Source organism: Acinetobacter sp. YH12152, from assembly GCF_013418285.1.
Classification (GTDB): Bacteria; Pseudomonadota; Gammaproteobacteria; order Pseudomonadales; family Moraxellaceae; genus Acinetobacter; species Acinetobacter amyesii.
Genome location: NZ_VPCH01000006.1, coordinates 1 through 17,443, shown reverse-complemented (window position 1 = coordinate 17,443; position 17,443 = coordinate 1). Strand labels below are relative to the sequence as shown.

General features: G+C 42.0%; 15 protein-coding genes and 1 tRNA gene. 5 read left to right on the top strand and 11 right to left on the bottom strand.

Annotated features, from left to right (window positions below; translation table 11 throughout):
- Positions 1 to 44 precede the first annotated feature (44 nt).
- Positions 45 to 2,585, top strand: a complete 2,541-nt coding sequence (gene ponA, locus FTU83_RS03380) for a penicillin-binding protein PBP1a (protein ID WP_180064863.1) — start codon at positions 45 to 47, stop codon at positions 2,583 to 2,585.
- A gap of 53 nt (positions 2,586 to 2,638) precedes the next feature.
- On the opposite strand, the gene FTU83_RS03375 is transcribed toward ponA, so the two are convergent.
- The 9 genes from FTU83_RS03375 to FTU83_RS03335 all read right to left on the bottom strand — a co-directional run bounded on the left by FTU83_RS03375 (position 2,639) and on the right by FTU83_RS03335 (position 13,116).
- On the bottom strand, positions 2,639 to 3,442 hold the full coding sequence (locus FTU83_RS03375; protein WP_180008743.1) for a putative RNA methyltransferase: 804 nt from the start codon (positions 3,440 to 3,442) through the stop codon (positions 2,639 to 2,641).
- A 77-nt stretch (positions 3,443 to 3,519) separates the two neighbouring features.
- Positions 3,520 to 4,638 carry a phospho-N-acetylmuramoyl-pentapeptide-transferase gene (gene mraY / locus FTU83_RS03370; RefSeq protein WP_078189386.1) on the bottom strand — a complete coding sequence of 373 codons (1,119 nt, stop codon included), beginning with the start codon at positions 4,636 to 4,638 and terminating at the stop codon, positions 3,520 to 3,522.
- The gene (gene murF, locus FTU83_RS03365; RefSeq protein ID WP_180092201.1) at positions 4,638 to 6,047 is read right to left on the bottom strand and encodes a UDP-N-acetylmuramoyl-tripeptide--D-alanyl-D-alanine ligase; all 1,410 of its coding nucleotides are present in this window, start codon (positions 6,045 to 6,047) and stop codon (positions 4,638 to 4,640) included. Before murF ends, mraY begins: the two co-directional genes overlap by 1 nt.
- 9 nt (positions 6,048 to 6,056) lie before the next feature.
- Positions 6,057 to 7,553, bottom strand: a complete 1,497-nt coding sequence (locus FTU83_RS03360; protein WP_180092198.1) for a UDP-N-acetylmuramoyl-L-alanyl-D-glutamate--2,6-diaminopimelate ligase — start codon at positions 7,551 to 7,553, stop codon at positions 6,057 to 6,059.
- Positions 7,554 to 7,563: 10 nt separating this feature from the next.
- Positions 7,564 to 9,390, bottom strand: coding sequence for a penicillin-binding protein PBP3 (gene ftsI, locus FTU83_RS03355; RefSeq protein ID WP_180092196.1), 1,827 nt, complete (start codon positions 9,388 to 9,390; stop codon positions 7,564 to 7,566).
- Positions 9,391 to 9,402: 12 nt separating this feature from the next.
- On the bottom strand, positions 9,403 to 9,735 hold the full coding sequence (ftsL, locus tag FTU83_RS03350; RefSeq protein WP_078189390.1) for a cell division protein FtsL: 333 nt from the start codon (positions 9,733 to 9,735) through the stop codon (positions 9,403 to 9,405).
- A 10-nt stretch (positions 9,736 to 9,745) separates the two neighbouring features.
- On the bottom strand, positions 9,746 to 10,657 hold the full coding sequence (gene rsmH / locus FTU83_RS03345) for a 16S rRNA (cytosine(1402)-N(4))-methyltransferase RsmH (RefSeq protein ID WP_180008673.1): 912 nt from the start codon (positions 10,655 to 10,657) through the stop codon (positions 9,746 to 9,748).
- 185 nt (positions 10,658 to 10,842) lie between these two features.
- Entirely contained in the window at positions 10,843 to 11,859 is a 1,017-nt protein-coding gene (locus FTU83_RS03340; protein ID WP_078189545.1) for a sulfate ABC transporter substrate-binding protein, read from the bottom strand.
- Between the two features lie 249 nt (positions 11,860 to 12,108).
- Positions 12,109 to 13,116, bottom strand: a complete 1,008-nt coding sequence (locus FTU83_RS03335; protein WP_180092193.1) for a sulfate ABC transporter substrate-binding protein — start codon at positions 13,114 to 13,116, stop codon at positions 12,109 to 12,111.
- A gap of 381 nt (positions 13,117 to 13,497) precedes the next feature.
- On the opposite strand from FTU83_RS03335, the gene FTU83_RS03330 reads away from it, so the two are divergent.
- The 4 genes from FTU83_RS03330 to FTU83_RS03315 all read left to right on the top strand — a co-directional run bounded on the left by FTU83_RS03330 (position 13,498) and on the right by FTU83_RS03315 (position 16,131).
- The gene (locus FTU83_RS03330; RefSeq protein WP_180092190.1) at positions 13,498 to 13,791 is read left to right on the top strand and encodes a hypothetical protein; all 294 of its coding nucleotides are present in this window, start codon (positions 13,498 to 13,500) and stop codon (positions 13,789 to 13,791) included.
- A gap of 168 nt (positions 13,792 to 13,959) precedes the next feature.
- Positions 13,960 to 15,468, top strand: a complete 1,509-nt coding sequence (gltX, locus tag FTU83_RS03325; protein WP_168378189.1) for a glutamate--tRNA ligase — start codon at positions 13,960 to 13,962, stop codon at positions 15,466 to 15,468.
- A gap of 91 nt (positions 15,469 to 15,559) precedes the next feature.
- Positions 15,560 to 15,635, top strand: a tRNA-Glu gene (locus FTU83_RS03320).
- Positions 15,636 to 15,789: 154 nt separating this feature from the next.
- Positions 15,790 to 16,131 (top strand): hypothetical protein, encoded by a 342-nt coding sequence (locus FTU83_RS03315; RefSeq protein WP_078189395.1) that lies wholly within the window; start codon positions 15,790 to 15,792, stop codon positions 16,129 to 16,131.
- Positions 16,132 to 16,156: 25 nt separating this feature from the next.
- On the opposite strand, the gene FTU83_RS03310 is transcribed toward FTU83_RS03315, so the two are convergent.
- The gene (locus FTU83_RS03310; RefSeq protein ID WP_180105681.1) at positions 16,157 to 17,128 is read right to left on the bottom strand and encodes a cation diffusion facilitator family transporter; all 972 of its coding nucleotides are present in this window, start codon (positions 17,126 to 17,128) and stop codon (positions 16,157 to 16,159) included.
- A 205-nt stretch (positions 17,129 to 17,333) separates the two neighbouring features.
- A partial coding sequence (locus FTU83_RS03305) for a zinc ribbon domain-containing protein (RefSeq protein WP_179994364.1) occupies positions 17,334 to 17,443 on the bottom strand: 110 nt, incomplete at its 5' end.

The following is a 17,443-nucleotide window of genomic DNA, read 5'->3' as shown; positions in this document are numbered from 1 at the left end:
CCACCAATTAGTTTGCCATTAGCTCTTATTAAAACTTACTTGTTATGAAAAAGCTATCTTGTTCAGGCCTTGTTCATCCATTTTTTTTGGCCATTATTATTATTTTGGTCGCAATTCCAATGGGTTTCTATGGCATGTATCTCTATATTGCCCCGTCTTTGCCTGAAATGTCCATCTTAAAAAAGGCTCCATTATTAAAACCCTTGCAAGTTTATAGTGCTGATAATGAGCTGATTGCAGAATATGGTGGCAAACTTTCGGTTCCTGTAGAGTACGACCAAATCCCGTCTCATTTCATTCATGGCTTTTTAGCTGCGGAAGATTCTTCGTTTTTTGAGCACAGCGGAATTAGTTTCAAAGGATTGGGACGTGCTGTCAGTGAAAGTATTACGGGTTCAGATGTGCAAACCGGTGGTTCAACCATTACCATGCAGGTTGCAAAAAACTATTATCTGACTCCAGAACGTACTTTAAAACGTAAACTGACTGAAGTTTTCCTTGCTCGAAAAATTGAACAGAATCTAAGCAAAGAAGAAATTTTAACGCTGTATGTCAACAAAATCTTTTTGGGCAAAAATGCTTACGGGATCGCTGCAGCTGCAAAAATTTATTATAACAAGAGCTTGCAAGATTTGAGTTTGGCTCAAATGGCAATGATTTCAGGCTTACCCAAAGCACCATCAAAATATAATCCTGTAGCCAACCCAAAACGTGCTTTAGAGCGTCGTAATTGGATTTTAGGACGTATGTTGCAATTGGGGTATATCAATCAATCTGAATATCAAAAAGCGATTGCTGAACCGATTAATCTCGATATGCCTGACCGCGGGGTCAGCAACAAATTCCCCTACGTCGGGGAAATGGTTCGCTCTGAGCTCGTAGAAAAGTTTGGCGAACAAGCGACAGATTCTGGCTATAAAGTCTATACCACCATCAACAGCCAACGCCAAGCCTATGCTGAGCAAGCTGTGCAAGATGGTCTTGAAGCTTACGATAGACGACATGGTTGGCGTGGTGCAGAAGCACATGATGAGCCATTAAAAAACTTTATTCCATATGCTAACACTTATCCTGCCCAAGTCACTAAAGTCAACAACACCAGTATCGAAGTGTTGATGCAAGATGGCAGTAGTGTGACTGTTCCATGGTCAGGTCTGTCTTGGGCACGTCCCTATCGCAATGCCAATAGTGTAGGCAATGCGCCAAGCAAAGCCTCACAAATTGTTAAAGTAAAAGATATTATTCGCCTACGTCCGAATGCTGATAAAAGCTCATGGGCTTTAGTGCAAATTCCAAAAGCGCAAGGTCAATTAATCGCACTCAACCCCAATAATGGTGGCATTGAAGCCATTGTCGGTGGTTATAATTTTTATCAATCTAAATTTAACCGTGCTCTACAAGGCTGGCGTCAGCCGGGTTCAACCATTAAACCCTTTGTTTATGCTTTAGCACTTGAACGCGGTATGACTCCATACTCCATGGTCAATGACAATCCAATTACGATTGGCAAGTGGACGCCTAAAAACTCTGACGGTCGGTATTTAGGGATGATTCCTCTACGCCGTGCCCTATATTTATCACGTAACACGGTCTCTGTTCGCTTATTACAAGTCGTCGGAATTGAACGTACTCGCCAATTATTTATGGATTTTGGCTTACAAGAAAACCAAATTCCAAGTAACTACACCATTGCTTTAGGTACCCCACAGGTGTTGCCGATTCAAATGGCGACAGGTTATGCGACTTTTGCCAACGGTGGATATCGTATTCAACCCCATTTTATTAGCCGTATTGAAGATGCTTATGGCAAAGTCATTTATCAAGCCAATCCTGAATATGCATGTATTCAATGTATCAATCAAAAGGACGAAGTTGAATCTGCAGATCCGACCACGCCGGATGATGAAGTGATTGAAGTCACCAATCAGGATAACAAGCCCGCTGAATCAAAAATTTCCGATACTGAAGCAGCAAACTATAAACAAGCTCAGCGGATTTTGAAGTCAAGTTCAGCCTTTGATATGGCGAACATCTTGCGTGACGTGATCCAACACGGTACAGGTCGTGCGGCTTTAAAAATTGGTCGCGGTGATTTAGGCGGTAAAACCGGTACAACCAATGATGCAAAAGACGCGTGGTTTGCTGGATTTAATGGAAAATTGGTCACTGTGGCTTGGGTCGGTTTTGACCAACCCTCTACTTTAGGTCGCCGTGAATATGGTGGTGTTGCAGCATTGCCTATTTGGTCAGATTTTATGGCGAAATCACTTAAAGGCACACCTGAAGCTTGGGTGCGTTTAGACACCCATGCCAAGAATCCAATCAACCGTAATTCGGCTAAAGCGACTCAAGGTCAACCTGAACAAGATCGTGCAGCAACGCCACCAATGGCTCAACCGCTGTATCGTCCTGCTCCTGTTGCACCGAAGCCTCAGGCTTCGCAAAATGATTTTGACGACCTTCCTGGGTCTACTGAAACCAATCTTGCACCGACTCGAACTGCGCCTCCGCCAATGCAGCCTAAACCACAAGGTGCAGAGCATAAAACGGACGCACTTGATCATCTCATCGATCAAGTTCAGTAAATACTGCATAAAAAAAGCCCTCAAACGAGGGCTTTTTTATCACTTCCAATGCATTATTTCTTTTTAAAGAGATAAATTTGATACTGCGCTTGCAACTCAAATTGTTCATTTTTTTCTAGAGCTTCTCGACGCTCAGCTTTCACTTTATAGGCATAAGGCGTCATTGCAATTAAGTTTTTGAGATCCTGCTGAGAAAGTGACATTTTCGCTTGAACCACTTGTTCACTTTCCAATTCAAAATCATTCGCCAGTTGTTCCACAAATTTATGCGGTTCATGTGGTTTTACTTCTTCAAACAAAGCTTCACGCATAGCATAAAGATGCTCTGGTGCAGGTGTAACCACCATCAAGTGCCCCTCAGGCTTTAATACGCGAAGGATTTCTTCTTTTGGAATAGGACTAAATAAACTCGTACACAAGTCAATCGAATGGTCTAATACAGGTAAGGTTGCCCCTGTCCCAACCACCCAAGTCACCTCTTTATTCAGTTTAGCGGCCACTTGTACTGCATTTTTAGCAATATCGACACCCACACACTGTAGTACTTCAGCTTGCATCGCATCAGTGTAATAGCCTTCACCACAGCCAATATCCAACAAGTTTTCAACCCTTAATTTTTGAATCAAAGCCACCACTGCCTGTTGCAAAGGTGCATAGTGACCTGCACTCAAAAACGCACGACGCGCCTGTATAGATTCAGGCGTATCACCCGGATTTTTACTGTGTTTATGTTGAACCACATGTAAATTGACATAGCCTTGTTTTGCAACATCATAGCTATGATTATTTTCACAGCGCCATGTCCGCTCTGTGAGTTTCAATGCTTCACGGCATACAGGACACATCAACAGGTTCATCATTTACTCCACTATATTTTTGAAATAAAAAAACCGGCATCTGTGGGAGCAAATGCCGGTTTCGTTTATTTATTTGCTTAACGTAATTTTAAAGTCATTAGACCCAAAACTACCAGCATAATTGTGATAATCCAAAAACGAATCACCACCTGAGTTTCACGCCATCCCTTTTTCTCATAGTGATGGTGCAGCGGTGCCATTAAGAATACACGCTTGTTCCGCATACGCAGTGAGCCAATTTGCAAGAAAACAGAAATAGCTTCAACCACAAAGACACCGCCCATAATGGCAAAAACGATTTCTTGACGAACCATGACTGCGATCGTACCGAGCATCGCACCTAGAGATAAGGCACCGACATCACCCATAAACACTTGAGCTGGATGCGCGTTAAACCATAAGAATGCCAAACCAGCACCGATCATTGCCGCACAGATCACGACAAGTTCAGATGCGTATTTCACATAAGGGATATGTAAATAATCGGCAAAACGAACATCACCAGCCAGATAAGCAAATACACCTAAACCTGCGGCAACTAGAACGATTGGCATAATCGCCAGACCATCTAAACCATCGGTTAAGTTCACAGCATTGGATGCACCGTTAATCACCAAATAAGTAAAGACAATAAAGCCAATACCGAGTGGAATAATAGACAACGGAATGCTAATTTCTTTAAAGAATGGAATCAGCAGATCCAACATATTTGAGGTATGTACAGGGTTTGCTTGCTGTGTCGCAATCACATAGAGCGCAATACCGGCGCCTAACGATGCCACAGAAGTCCAAAAGAATTTCTTCTTCGCAGGTAGACCGGCATTATCTTTATAACGGATTTTAATCCAGTCATCTGCCCAGCCAACAGCACCAAAGATCACCATCACACCAAGTACAATCCATACATAAGGGTTTGAAAGATCGGCCCAAAGTAAGGTTGAAATCCCAATAGACAGTAAAATCAACACACCGCCCATAGTCGGTGTGCCCATTTTTTTGGCATGATTTTCAGGTGCAAATGAACTGACTGCCTGACCATATTTGAGAGCTTGCAATTTGCGGATCATCACAGGTCCAAGCAACAGACCAATGGCCAATGCCGTTAAGACACTGAGTAGTGAACGAAGCGTTAAATAACGAACAACCTGAAACGAGCTGTGATAACCCGCAAGCTGCTCAAATAACCATAACAGCATTAAAGTTTCTCCATCAATTCAGCCATCAAAGTTTCCATGTGGGTATAACGAGAACCTTTAAACAGGAAACTCATGGACTGAGGCTGATGTGTTTTGACTAGACTAATTAATAACGGTAAAGCCTGTTCTTGAGTAAGAAAGGCCTGTAATTTTTTACCATATTGTGTACTACGCGCGCCTTCTTGCACAGCAGGTGAAAACTCACCGACAGCAACGACAAATTGAAGACCAGAGTGTGCTACAAGATCACGTCCCAACATGTAGTGCTGCTGTGCAGCAGATGAACCTAACTCACCAATATCCCCAATGACCATGACTTTGATGCCATCTTGCTGCGCAAGTACATCAGCAGCAGCACGCATTGAGGTTGGATTTGCATTGTAAGTATCATCAATAAACAAATAATCTTTGTGTTGAATAAAGTTTAGACGGCCTTTGGCACCTGTCGCATGTTCAAGCCCCACAACGATATCATCTAAACTCACACCAATCGACAACGCGAAAGCTGCGGCTGCAGTGGCATTTTGCACATTATGCTCACCCGCAAATGGCAGTTGAACAGGACGCGAACCTTGTGGCGTATTTAAGATAAAACGTGAAGATTGAGCCTGAAGTTCAGTCTCAGTCGCAAAAACATCCCCGCCCTGACCAAAACTCATTACTTGCTCAGTTTGCACCGCTTGACGAATGGCATCTGTAAAATCATCTGCCGCAGGGACAATCGAAGTTCCTGTTTTCGCTATATGTGCATAAATTTCAGACTTGGCACAACAAATACCATCACGCCCACCAAACTCCCCCATATGAGCGGTGCCAATATTTAAAATACCGGCAACCTGAGGCTGTACCAAATTTGAGGTGTAATCAATTTCACCTTTATGACTGGCACCAAGCTCCATCACGGCATACTGATGTTCTGGACGTAACTCAAGTAACATCATCGGTACGCCAAGGTCATTATTTAAATTACCGCGCGTAATTAACGTTGGTGCAAGACGAGAAAGGATACTCCCGAGCATCTCTTTGGTCGTAGTTTTACCACTACTTCCTGTCAAGGCAATCACTTTTAAGGCTGGGTTTTGGGCACGACGAAATGCACCTAAATGTCCAAGTGCTAAACGTGTATCTGCAACCACCAACTGACAAATATCCACATCAACCGGATGACTGACAATGGCAATTTCACAACCCTTTTCAGCCACTTGAGCAAGGAAGTCATGCGCATCAAAGCGTTCACCTTTCAGGGCAAGAAAAGCGTCACCTTGCTCTGCATGACGTGAGTCGGTCAAAATTCGTTTTACAGAACCTGTCGGCGCTTGATTGTTATGCCAGTGACCTTGTGTCGCTTGAACCAACTGTTCGGCAGTCCATGGTTCTAACGGAACCGTACTGGTCGTTGAAGTATGCATATCTGTTTCCTATTGCGCTGGATAAGCCGAGTCAGTGTTGTGATGCTGGGAATCAATCGCTGATTTCACTTCCACCACATCATCAAACCAATGTCGAACACCATCAATTTCTTGATAGTTTTCATGGCCTTTACCAGCAATCACCACAATATCACCCGCTTGCGCATGGTTGACTGCGAATTTAATCGCTTCACGGCGGTCATGGATTTCATGGACAGTTTTTCCAGTAAAATCAATACCAGCCTTCATATCTGCAAAAATTTGTTCTGGGTTTTCAGTACGTGGATTATCCGAGGTAATCAACGCAACATCTGCATGGTTTAATGCCGCTTGTGTCATCAATGGACGCTTACCACGGTCACGATCACCACCACAGCCAAACACCGCCCATAACTGTTGCGATACATGACGTTTTAAAGTCTGTAACACTTGAACTAAAGCATCTGGTGTATGTGCATAATCCACCACAAACAGGCGTTCATCATCACGAATCACTTGCATACGACCCGGTGCACCTTTTAACTCGGGCGCAGTTGCGATCAAGGCAGATAAGTCAAAACCCGCTTGCTCCGCTGAAATTAAGCTCGCCACAATATTTTCAATATTGAAGTGTCCCAATAATGGACTTTGCACCACAAATTCAGCTTGAGCAGTACGCAATTTAAATTGTGCGCCCGTTAAGCTGTATTGAATATCCGTCACTTGATAATCCGCAGCCTGACGCGTTGAATAAGTCAAAATTTTAGGCTGAGCCGGGTTTTGGCGTGCGGCATTCAGCATCACTTCTGCATGTTCATCATCGAGATTGATGACTGCAACTTTGAGCGATGGAAACTGAAACAAACGTGATTTCGCTTCAGCATAGGCTTCAAGGGTTTTATGATAATCCAAATGGTCACGACTTAAATTGCTATAAGCGGCAATTTCAATTGCACAGCCATTTAATCGACCTTGTTCTAAGCCATGCGAACTTGCCTCAATGGCAGCAAACTCTGCACCTTCAAGTGCATAGGTATGCAACGCATTTTGCATATGTAACGCATCTAAAGTGGTGTGAGAAGAGGCTTCTAAATTCGGTAAAATTCCGTTACCAGTGGTTCCCATCACTGCACATTTTTTGCCTTGCAGCATGATTAATTCAGCGATTAAACGAGAGATCGTGGTTTTACCATTGGTACCCGTCACTGCCAAAATTCGTGCAGCTTGAGCTGGTTGAGTCGCCTGTAAATATTGCTTTTGCCACTGCCCCATCAATTGACGCACATCCGCGATCACGACACTTTGATCCAAGCCCAAATCAGTTTCTGAAATGACTGCCAACGCGCCATTCTCTAACGCTGCACGTGCAAATTGTGCTGTTTTTTCAGGTTGCGAAAACGAAGTCAGGGCAATAAATATTTGCCCTGCTGTAATTTTGCGACTATCCAGATTGAAGCCCTGAAAGGATTGCGACATCCATTCAGCGGGCTGTTCAACGGTGTATAGATCTTGAAACGTAATTTTCATTCATCACCTATTACTGGATCTTAGGAGTGTCTAAAGGTTTATCTAATGGTACGTTCATTAAACGTAAAGATTCTTGCATTACACGAGCGAAAACTGGTGCAGCCACCAGACCACCGTAATACTGACCTGTTGGGTTTTCCACCACAACAATCATGGCCAAACGTGGATCACTCACTGGTGCGACACCAGCAAAGAGTGCACGATATTCTGAAGTCGAATAACCTTTACGGTCTGCACGTAATTTATGTGCTGTACCAGTTTTACCTGCCACGCGATAACCCGGAATATTGGCTTGACGTGCCGTACCACCCGGTAAGGTCACCGCTTCCATCATTAAAAGCACTTGATCAGCAATTTTAGGGTCAATCATCTGCTCACCTTTCGGCTTTTCCTCAAGCTTGTACAAGCTCAGTGGCATTTTGACGCCCTTGTTGGCAATCATGGCATAAGCATCAGCCAGTTGGAGCACTGTAGCGTTCAAACCATAACCATAAGCCATGGTTGCTACTTCAGACACATTCCATTTGCTCTTCGGCAAAATCAGACCAGCACTTTCGCCGGGGAATTTCACGGCTGAACGTTGACCAAAGCCAAGACGTTGATAGAAGGTCGGTAATGTTTCATAAGGGAGAGATAAAGCGATTTTTGCCACACCGACGTTAGACGATTTTTGAATAATGCCGCCCAAAGTCAGAGGGCCATAGTTATGCGTATCTCGAATAGTATGATTCCCAACGCGCATTGAACCTGGTGTGGTATTTACCACCGTATTTGCCGTGTATTTACCGCTTTCCAACGCCATTGCCACGGTCATTGGCTTCATGGTTGAACCCGGCTCAAAGGAGTCAATTGCACCACGGTTACGCATGGCATCTTTATTTAAGACACCTTTTTTATCATTTGGGTTGTAAGACGGCCAAGAGGTCATCGCTAAAATTTCACCCGTTTTGACATCGACAGCAATCGCTGTGGCAGAACGTGCATTATTGGCTACCCCGGCTGCAGTCAACTCACGATACATAATGTATTGCAAACGTGAATCAATACTCAGCGTGATATTTTCACCCGACTCAACTTCTTTCACGATCTCAGGGTCTTTAACGCGGTTGCCTTTTTTATCTCGGACAATTTGCTGCGCACCATCTACGCCTGCAAGACGTTCATTCAATTGCATCTCTAAACCTTCGATGCCCATACCCTCACTATTGGTTAAACCAATAATTTGTGAGTTTGGCTGAGGCTGTGGATAGTAGCGCTTATAGTTTTTCTCGGTATATACCCCCTGAAAGTCACGTTTCATGATCAATTCAGCTTGTTGTGGTGGCACTTCTTTCTTTAAAACTAAATAACGTGAACGTGGACGCTCATTCATTTTGCGTCTCAGTTCAGCACGATCCATCCCTACAGCATCAGCGAGTTCATCTAAATTCAGATTTTTATCTGGTAATTGACGTTTTAACTTACGATTGTTTGGATCTTTAGCCAATTCCGCCGTAATTTCTTCAAAGAGTTTTTTATTGTCAAAATAATCACGTGGATCGATCACGATTTTCATGATCGGAGTACTAATGGCTAAAGGAACGCCGTGACGGTCATAGATTACACCGCGCATGGCTTTTAAGGTTTCAGTTCTTAAAATTTTGGCATTGGCTTTATTTTGTAAAAAGTCTTTATTGATGATTTGTACATAAAAAGCCCGCCCGACCAATGCAATAAAGCACAGTAAAACCACCGCCCACATCAAGTGATAGCGCCACATCTCCACCGAAATGGCTGTACGACCAGTAACAGACTGCTGTTTTTTACGCGGAGTTTGTTTGTTTCTCTTTTCAACCATGTGACCGGCAGCCTATTTTTTCTGTTCTGGAGTTTGTGGCAATGAAATAACAACGGTTTGTGCAATAGGAGGCGAATACATCCGTAATTGGGTAACTGCACGTGTCCCAATTTGGGCTGTTGCACCAAAAGTTTGTTGTTCGATCAGCAAACGTCCCCATTCTGCGTTGAGGTCATCCCTTTCACGCATATAGGTACTCAATTGACGATAATCTTGGCGATATTCAAAGACTTGAAACACCACCATAATCGCACTCACAAAAACCAAGAGCAATAAAATGCCGTATGTAATGATTTTCTTTGACTGCGATTGATCAGAGTTTTTTTCGATTGCTTCGGTTTTCATTCTTTGCCTTTTAAGCTAAACGCTCTGCCACACGAAGCCAAGCACTACGAGATCGTGGATTGGCTTTAACTTCTTCTTCACTTGCTTTAATTCGTGACACTTTTTTTAAGCGGCGGGTATCTTCGCGTTTTTGTGGTAAACCCCAGCCTGTGTCTTCTGCAAGTGTAGATTCTTTTTGAATAAATTGTTTAATTAAACGATCCTCTAAAGAGTGGAAACTGATCACTGCAAGAGTGCCTTCAGGTTTCAGCATATCCACCGCTTGAGGTAAGAAGATATCAATATCGTCGAGTTCTTTGTTAATAGCAATACGAATTGCTTGGAAAGTTCGTGTCGCTGCATGTTTATTTTTTTCCCATTTCGGGTGGGCAACTTTCACGATTTCAGCCAATTGAGCTGTGGTTTCAATATACCCTGCCGCTTTAATCGCTTTGGCAATACGGCGGCTATAACGTTCTTCACCATATTTAAAAATAATATTGGCCAAATCTTCTTCTTCAATATCAACCAACCACTCTGCGGCTGTTGGGCCTTGTGAGTTGTCCATACGCATATCAAGTGGGCCATCTTTCATAAAGCTAAAGCCACGTTCTGCTTGGTCTAGCTGCGGAGATGACACCCCTAAATCCGCCATTATACCGTCGACCAAATCGATACCACGACTACGCAGTTCTTCTTTTAAGTCTGCAAAACTGGCGTGAATAATTTTAAAACGCGCATCTTCTTGTTCTAATTCTGCTGCAACGGCCAATGCTTGTGGGTCTTTATCAAAGGCATAAACACGTGCATTTTCATCTAATTTAGACAGTAATAAACGTGTATGACCGCCACGCCCAAATGTGCCATCTACGAAAATTCCTGTATTGCGATCTGCCAGTAAAGCATCAACAGTTTCATGAAGTAATACAGAAATATGCGACATAAGGGTTCGTTCAACACAGCTAAAAATGTAACTGCACATTATTACCTTGTTTTAGCAAAGCTCCAAACGTCTTTTTGTACAGAAATATTACTTTCCATAGAGAAAACCGTTTTTATTTTTTGCCATCCATTAAAAAACCTCCCGAAGGAGGTCTTTGAACATCTCAAATCATAGATTTCGATGTATTAGCGCTTGTTATTGTAGATCTGATCGAAGATCGCACCATTCACAAAATGTGTTTGTTGAGCTTTTGCCCAACCACCAAACACTTCATCAATGGTAAAGGTTTTTAATGGCGGGAACTGTGATTTATATTTTGCTAAAACTGCTGCATTACGTGGGCGGTAAAAATGACGAGCTGCCATCTCTTGACCTAATGGAGAATAAAGATAATTGATATAGCCTTGAGCTAACCATTTATTACCATTTTTATCGACAGTTTTGTCTACGATTGCCACTGAAGGCTCAGTCAAAATCGACATCGATGGATACACGATATCAAATTTGTTTTTACCCAAAGTTTTTTGCGTAACTAAAGCTTCGTTTTCCCAAGTCAATAACACATCACCAATACCACGTTCTGCAAATGTAGTCATCGATGCACGTGCCGCAGAGTCCATTACTTTTACGTTATGGTACATCTTACCCACGAAATCTTTGGCTTTCGCTTCATTACCACCCGGCTGTTTCAAAGCATAACCCCAAGCTGACAAGTAAACCCAACGTGGGAGACCGCCAGTTTTCGGGTTCGGGGTAATAATTTGTACACCCGGTTTGGTTAAATCAGACCAATCTTTAATATGTTTCGGGTTGCCCTTACGCACCATGAAGACAATCGTTGACGTATATGGCGCTGAGTTATGTGGAAACTCTTTTTGCCAACCCGGCTGAATCTGTCCAGACTTTACAATTTCTTCGATGTCATTGGCCAATGCCAAAGTCACGACATCACCTTTTAAACCGTCAACCACAGAACGGGCTTGTTTACCTGAACCACCATGTGATTGTTTAAATGCAACCGTTTTACCCGTACGCTCTTTCCAATATGCGCCAAATGACTTATTAAATTCGTCATAAAATTCACGCGTTGCATCATAAGAAACGTTTAAAAATTCACGATCAGCAGCCTGAGCAGACGCTGAGAAAGCAACACCAGTGGCAAGCAACGCAGCACTGAGCCACGCCTTAAATTGAGTTTTCATAACAGCCAGCATAAAGTTATATTCAATACTGCTAAATATATGAAATAAAGTCATAAATCGCAATTGCAGCAAGTTTAGACGTCTTGCTGGATACAGCTAACGTAGCGAATTTAATTGTTTGTTTTTCATATTAAAATACACAAAAACAATCTACTTATTCTCTATATATAGATTTTTATGCATTACATATGCAAAAAAACGGATAACCCCAATTATCCGTTTTTACACCAATCAACTTTATTTGCAGACTTACTCTTTATTCTTTTCACTATAGATTTGATCGAAAATCGCACCATTCACAAAATGTGTCTTTTGCGCTTTTGCCCAACCGCCAAACACTTTATCAATGGTAAAGGTTTGAACTTTCGGGAATTGAACAGCGTATTTTGCTGTGGCTTTTGCATCGCGAGGGCGGAAGAAATATTTACCTGCCAGCTCTTGGCCCTTAGGTGAATATAGATAGTTTAAATAACCCTTCGCCAAATTTCGATTACCATTTTTGTCGACGGTTTTATCTACTACAGCCACCGAAGGTTCAGCTAAAATCGAAATAGACGGATAAACAATGTCATATTTATCTTTGCCTAAGCCCTGAGTCGCTAATAGTGCCTCATTTTCCCAAGATAGTAAGACATCTCCAATGCCACGCTCAGCAAAGGTCGTGAGTGAACCACGTGCACCAGAATCCAATACTTTGACATTGCTATAGAGTTTTTTCACCAATTCTTTGGCTTTGGCATCATTTCCACCCGGTTGTTTTAAAGCATATCCCCAAGCTGATAAATAGATCCAACGCGGTGCCCCACCTGTTTTTGGATTTGGCGTAATAATTTCAACACCCAGTTTGGTCAGGTCATTCCAATCTTTAATTTTTTTCGGGTTGCCCTTACGCACCAAAAATACGATAGTTGAGGTATACGGCGCAGAATTATGTGGAAATTGTTTTTGCCAATTTTTATTGATTTGTCCAGTCGCCACAATTTCATCAATATCATTGGCCAATGCCAAAGTGACAACGTCTGCTTGTAAACCTGTTGCCACTGCACGAGCTTGTTTGCCAGAACCACCATGTGATTGTTTAAAATTAATCTCTTGTCCTGTACGTTTTTTCCAATATTGTCCAAATTCTTGGTTATATTCCTGATAAAACTCACGTGTTGGGTCATAAGAAACATTTAAGAAATCTTTTGCGGCATACACCTGTACCGCCACCCCACCCAACAAAGCGAAAATTCCCGATGCTATTATTTTTTTCATCTGCTCAAACTCAAATTGATATTGAGAGCACTATATAAATCAAAAATAACTTTAACAATCAGATATCTATAATATAAATTCAAATCTATTTCTGTTTTAAAGATATCTAAAAATAACGTATTTAAAGCTTTAATTCTGCTAATACAGCAACAATCAGAAGCGATCTCCATGCTATCTTCATAGTTGTTTGCTAAAACATCCGAAAATCTAGAGAAAACAGTCTATTTAGGTAATCCTAGTACAGACTTTTTTAGTTTTTTTGTAAAAATTGTGACGTAGTTCTACTTTTTAATTACGAAAGATGGTTAAATCGTAGTCTAAATATTAAAACTATTTTGCAAATAAAAAGTTCCATCACCAAAACTAGGGGGAGATTTGGACATGAAATTTTCATACGCACTATGCCTAGGCTTAAGTTTAAGCGTGACTGCACAGACTGGATTTTGTGCTGTAACCAGCACCGCATCGAATAACAAACTTACGATGCCTGCTGAACGTACCTCATTGATCGAAAAAGCGATTAATCAGCAAAAATCTGAAGGTAAAGGCCGTACAGATGATAATTTAAAAGTACTTACGTCTATTAAAGCTGCACCGACTCAAAGTTTCTTTGCATCACAAAACCAAAGTTTTTCTCGTTTTGTTCAAGCCATTTTCTCTGGTAGCAACTCATAACGACATCAGTATATTGATGCTGCCCAAGCTATTGTTTTAGACCAGTTCCCCCACTGTCGTCTAAAAAACACTAAAAACGCCTGATCATTCAATGTTGAATTAAGCATTAAGTGATCAGGCTTTTTCGTTATAATAGATCCCAATTTACATTCTGATTAAAAGCTGATTATGACTGTTCGTACTCGTATCGCACCTTCTCCTACTGGTTTCCCGCATGTTGGGACTGCTTATATTGCATTGTTTAACTTATGTTTTGCGAAGCAACATGGCGGTGAATTTATTCTTCGTATTGAAGATACAGACCAACTGCGCTCTACCCCAGAATCTGAAAAAATGATTTTAGATTCATTGCGTTGGTTAGGTTTGAACTGGTCAGAAGGTCCAGATGTGGGTGGCCCTCATGCGCCATATCGCCAATCTGAACGTATGGACATTTATAAACAATATGCGTTGGAACTGGTTGAAAAAGGTCATGCATTCTACTGCTTCGCAACAGCAGAAGAACTCGATCAAATGCGTGCGGAACAACAAGCGCGTGGTGAATCACCGCGTTACGACGGACGTGGCTTAAAACACACTGCGGAAGAAGTGGCGCAGCGTTTGGCTGCTGGTGAACCGCATGTCATTCGTATGAAAGTGCCTGAAGAAGGGATTTGTAAATTTAACGATTTACTGCGTGGCGAAGTCGAAATTCCTTGGGCGCAAGTCGACATGCAAATTCTACTGAAAACCGATGGTTTACCGACGTATCACTTGGCAAACGTAGTTGATGACCATTTAATGGAAATCACTCACGTGATTCGTGGTGAAGAATGGATTCCCTCTGCGCCTAAACACCAATTATTGTACAAATATTTTGGTTGGGACATGCCGGTGCTTTGCCACATGCCGCTGTTACGTAACCCAGATAAATCAAAACTGTCTAAACGTAAAAACCCAACATCAATTAACTACTACAAAGACATCGGCGTTTTACCAGAAGCCTTGTTGAACTACTTAGGCCGCATGGGCTGGTCAATGCCGGATGAAAGTGAAAAATTCACTTTGGCTGAAATGATTGAACACTTTGACATTCAACGTGTATCACTAGGCGGTCCAATCTTTGATGTTGAAAAGCTAAACTGGTTAAATGGTCAATGGATTAAAGGTTTAACACCGGGTCAATTGCTCGATACCCTACTGGCTTGGAAATCAGATCGTAATACCTTGGAAGAAATTGCTGCTGCGATTCAACCACGTATTAATTTATTGTCTGAAGCAGTGAATTGGGCAGGTTTTTATTTCAACCAATTCCCAACACTCAGCAAAGAACAGTTTGAAAGCAAAAAATTGACTGAAGAACAAGTTCGTCAAAGCCTTCAATTTGCCATTTGGCGTCTAGAAAGCATGTTCACTTGGAACAATGACACTGTCAGCCAAACGCTTATGGATTTGGCGAACCAAATGGACATTAAACTTCGTGACTTCATGCCAACCTTCTTTATTGCTATTGCTGGTTCGACATCTTCGACACCGGTTATGCAATCGATGGTAACCATTGGTCCTGATTTAACCTTTGCTCGCTTACGTCATGCGCTTGAAATTGTGGGCGGTCCGAGTAAAAAAGAAACAAAAGCATGGGAAAAACTCAATGAAAGCCTAAAACTGCCGAAAAATGATGCAGTTGATGAAGCTTAATTGATTTTTTAGTTGACGGATGGGCGTTATCCCCCTAATATAGCGCCCATACCGAGAGATGGTGTCAACCAACTCTAAGTTGCCTCAAATTGTCCCTATCGTCTAGAGGCCTAGGACATCGCCCTTTCACGGCGGTAACCGGGGTTCGAATCCCCGTAGGGACGCCATATTCAAGGTGATGCAAATCATCTTATAAAAAACCCAAGCATTATGACTTGGGTTTTTTATTGCCTAAATTTTATCTGATTTAAATTTACGGTATTTTTGCTTTCTGCGTCATTCTGATTAAAATAAACCATAGATTAAAATTATGGAGTTGCAATGCAATACCGTTGCCCTAAATGTCAAAGCCCTAAAATTATGCCTCTTGCGCAAGCAGGCCAGCCTGTTGCTCGTCCTGTCGTGCCTAAAAGCCTGATTATCCTCATCCCTGCGGTATTTATTCTTTTACTGTTGGTGATTATCAGCATCGCAATGTGGATTTTTGGTGACGGTGCAGGTACTACATTACAAACTGCGACTGTTGTTGTATTTATTGCTTGCTTGATTGCAGGCTTCATGTTCTATCGCGACCTGCCAGATTTTAAAATCTCAATGCAAGGTTTTATGCAATCACAGAAAAAATGGAAATGCCGCGAATGTAATCATGAGTGGGAAATCTAAACAGGCCATTTAAATCACATCAGCATTAGTGCTGATGTGGTTCATCATAAGAATGCGCGTGATCATCTTGAAGGTGCTCATGTGCATGATCAGACTTTTGGGTGTGTTGGTGTACCACACATTCATCTTCTTCGATTTGCAATGTCATCTCCGTGATTCCATGTTCATGTTGCAACATTTCAATCGCCTCAAAATACAAGGCATTACGATCGGCTTCAGGTGCAAAGAGATGAACCGTCAAATGCACATTCTTTGACGTTATTGCCCAGACCTTTAACTGGTGAATGCTCTCCACCCCTTTGAGTGCCAATAAATCATTGCGTAACTTTTCTATGTCGATTTCTTCAGGCACGCCTTCCAATAAAATATTGATACTTTGTTTGAGTAAAATCCAAGTCCTTGGTAAGACCCAAAAACCAATGAGCACCGCTATAAGGGTATCGACCCATATCCAGCCCGTAAAATAAATAATCGCCGCGCCAATAATCACACCCACCGAACCTAAGGCATCACTCAACACCTCTAGATACGCTCCTTTCACATTCAAGCTTTCTTGCGAACTGGAAAATAAAATACGCATCGAGATTAAGTTAATGATTAGACCGATGACGGCCACAATCATCATGCCCATACTTTGAATTTCCGGCGGCGTTGAAAAGCGCTGATAGGCCTCATACAAAATATAAATCGCAACCACAAATAGCATCAAGGCATTAAACAAGGCTGCCAAAATTTCAAAACGCTGATAGCCAAAGGTACGTTTGTTATCAGCAGGAAGCTTGCCAATTTTGATCGCGACCAATGCTATGGCAAGGGCTGCAGCATCGGTGAACATATGTGCCGCATCTGACAATAGCGCCAAACTTTGCGTCATAAATCCAGCAATGACTTCAACAATCAAAAATGTCGTGGTCAGTGCTAAAGCAAAACTTAATTTTTTGACATTCCCTTCTGTGACAACGGCATGGCTGTGGTCATGCCCATGATGCTCACTCATTATTTTCTGACCTTTATAAATTATATATTCTTCAGTCATGAGCTTAACAGGTGCAGCAAACGTAATAAAATTACATCATTCAACCTTCAGTATTACGTTTTACTTTCAAGCTTAAAAACTGCTTTTTCAGCATCCTCTTTCAATTTATTCAAATTAATTTTTCGCGATCTAGATGACTGAAATTACTTTTGACATCCTCACCCCCTTAAAAGAGGGTGATTCCTACAGCTAGACGCTTATGCCCAAGCGCAAGAATGTTTAGAGCTGAGTTTATATCTCGATCATGAGCTGTACCACAGCTCATGCACTCCCATT

Coding starts and splice junctions, on each gene's coding strand:
- ponA (WP_180064863.1), top strand. CDS start 45: ATGAAAAAGCTATCTTGTTCAGGCCTTGTTCATCCATTTTTTTTGGCC.
- FTU83_RS03360 (WP_180092198.1), bottom strand. CDS start 7,553: ATGAAAATTACGTTTCAAGATCTATACACCGTTGAACAGCCCGCTGAA.
- FTU83_RS03375 (WP_180008743.1), bottom strand. CDS start 3,442: ATGAACCTGTTGATGTGTCCTGTATGCCGTGAAGCATTGAAACTCACA.
- FTU83_RS03340 (WP_078189545.1), bottom strand. CDS start 11,859: ATGAAAACTCAATTTAAGGCGTGGCTCAGTGCTGCGTTGCTTGCCACT.
- FTU83_RS03315 (WP_078189395.1), top strand. CDS start 15,790: ATGCAATACCGTTGCCCTAAATGTCAAAGCCCTAAAATTATGCCTCTT.
- ftsL (WP_078189390.1), bottom strand. CDS start 9,735: ATGAAAACCGAAGCAATCGAAAAAAACTCTGATCAATCGCAGTCAAAG.
- murF (WP_180092201.1), bottom strand. CDS start 6,047: ATGCATACTTCAACGACCAGTACGGTTCCGTTAGAACCATGGACTGCC.
- FTU83_RS03330 (WP_180092190.1), top strand. CDS start 13,498: ATGAAATTTTCATACGCACTATGCCTAGGCTTAAGTTTAAGCGTGACT.
- gltX (WP_168378189.1), top strand. CDS start 13,960: ATGACTGTTCGTACTCGTATCGCACCTTCTCCTACTGGTTTCCCGCAT.
- ftsI (WP_180092196.1), bottom strand. CDS start 9,390: ATGGTTGAAAAGAGAAACAAACAAACTCCGCGTAAAAAACAGCAGTCT.
- mraY (WP_078189386.1), bottom strand. CDS start 4,638: ATGCTGTTATGGTTATTTGAGCAGCTTGCGGGTTATCACAGCTCGTTT.
- rsmH (WP_180008673.1), bottom strand. CDS start 10,657: ATGTCGCATATTTCTGTATTACTTCATGAAACTGTTGATGCTTTACTG.
- FTU83_RS03310 (WP_180105681.1), bottom strand. CDS start 17,128: ATGAGTGAGCATCATGGGCATGACCACAGCCATGCCGTTGTCACAGAA.
- FTU83_RS03335 (WP_180092193.1), bottom strand. CDS start 13,116: ATGAAAAAAATAATAGCATCGGGAATTTTCGCTTTGTTGGGTGGGGTG.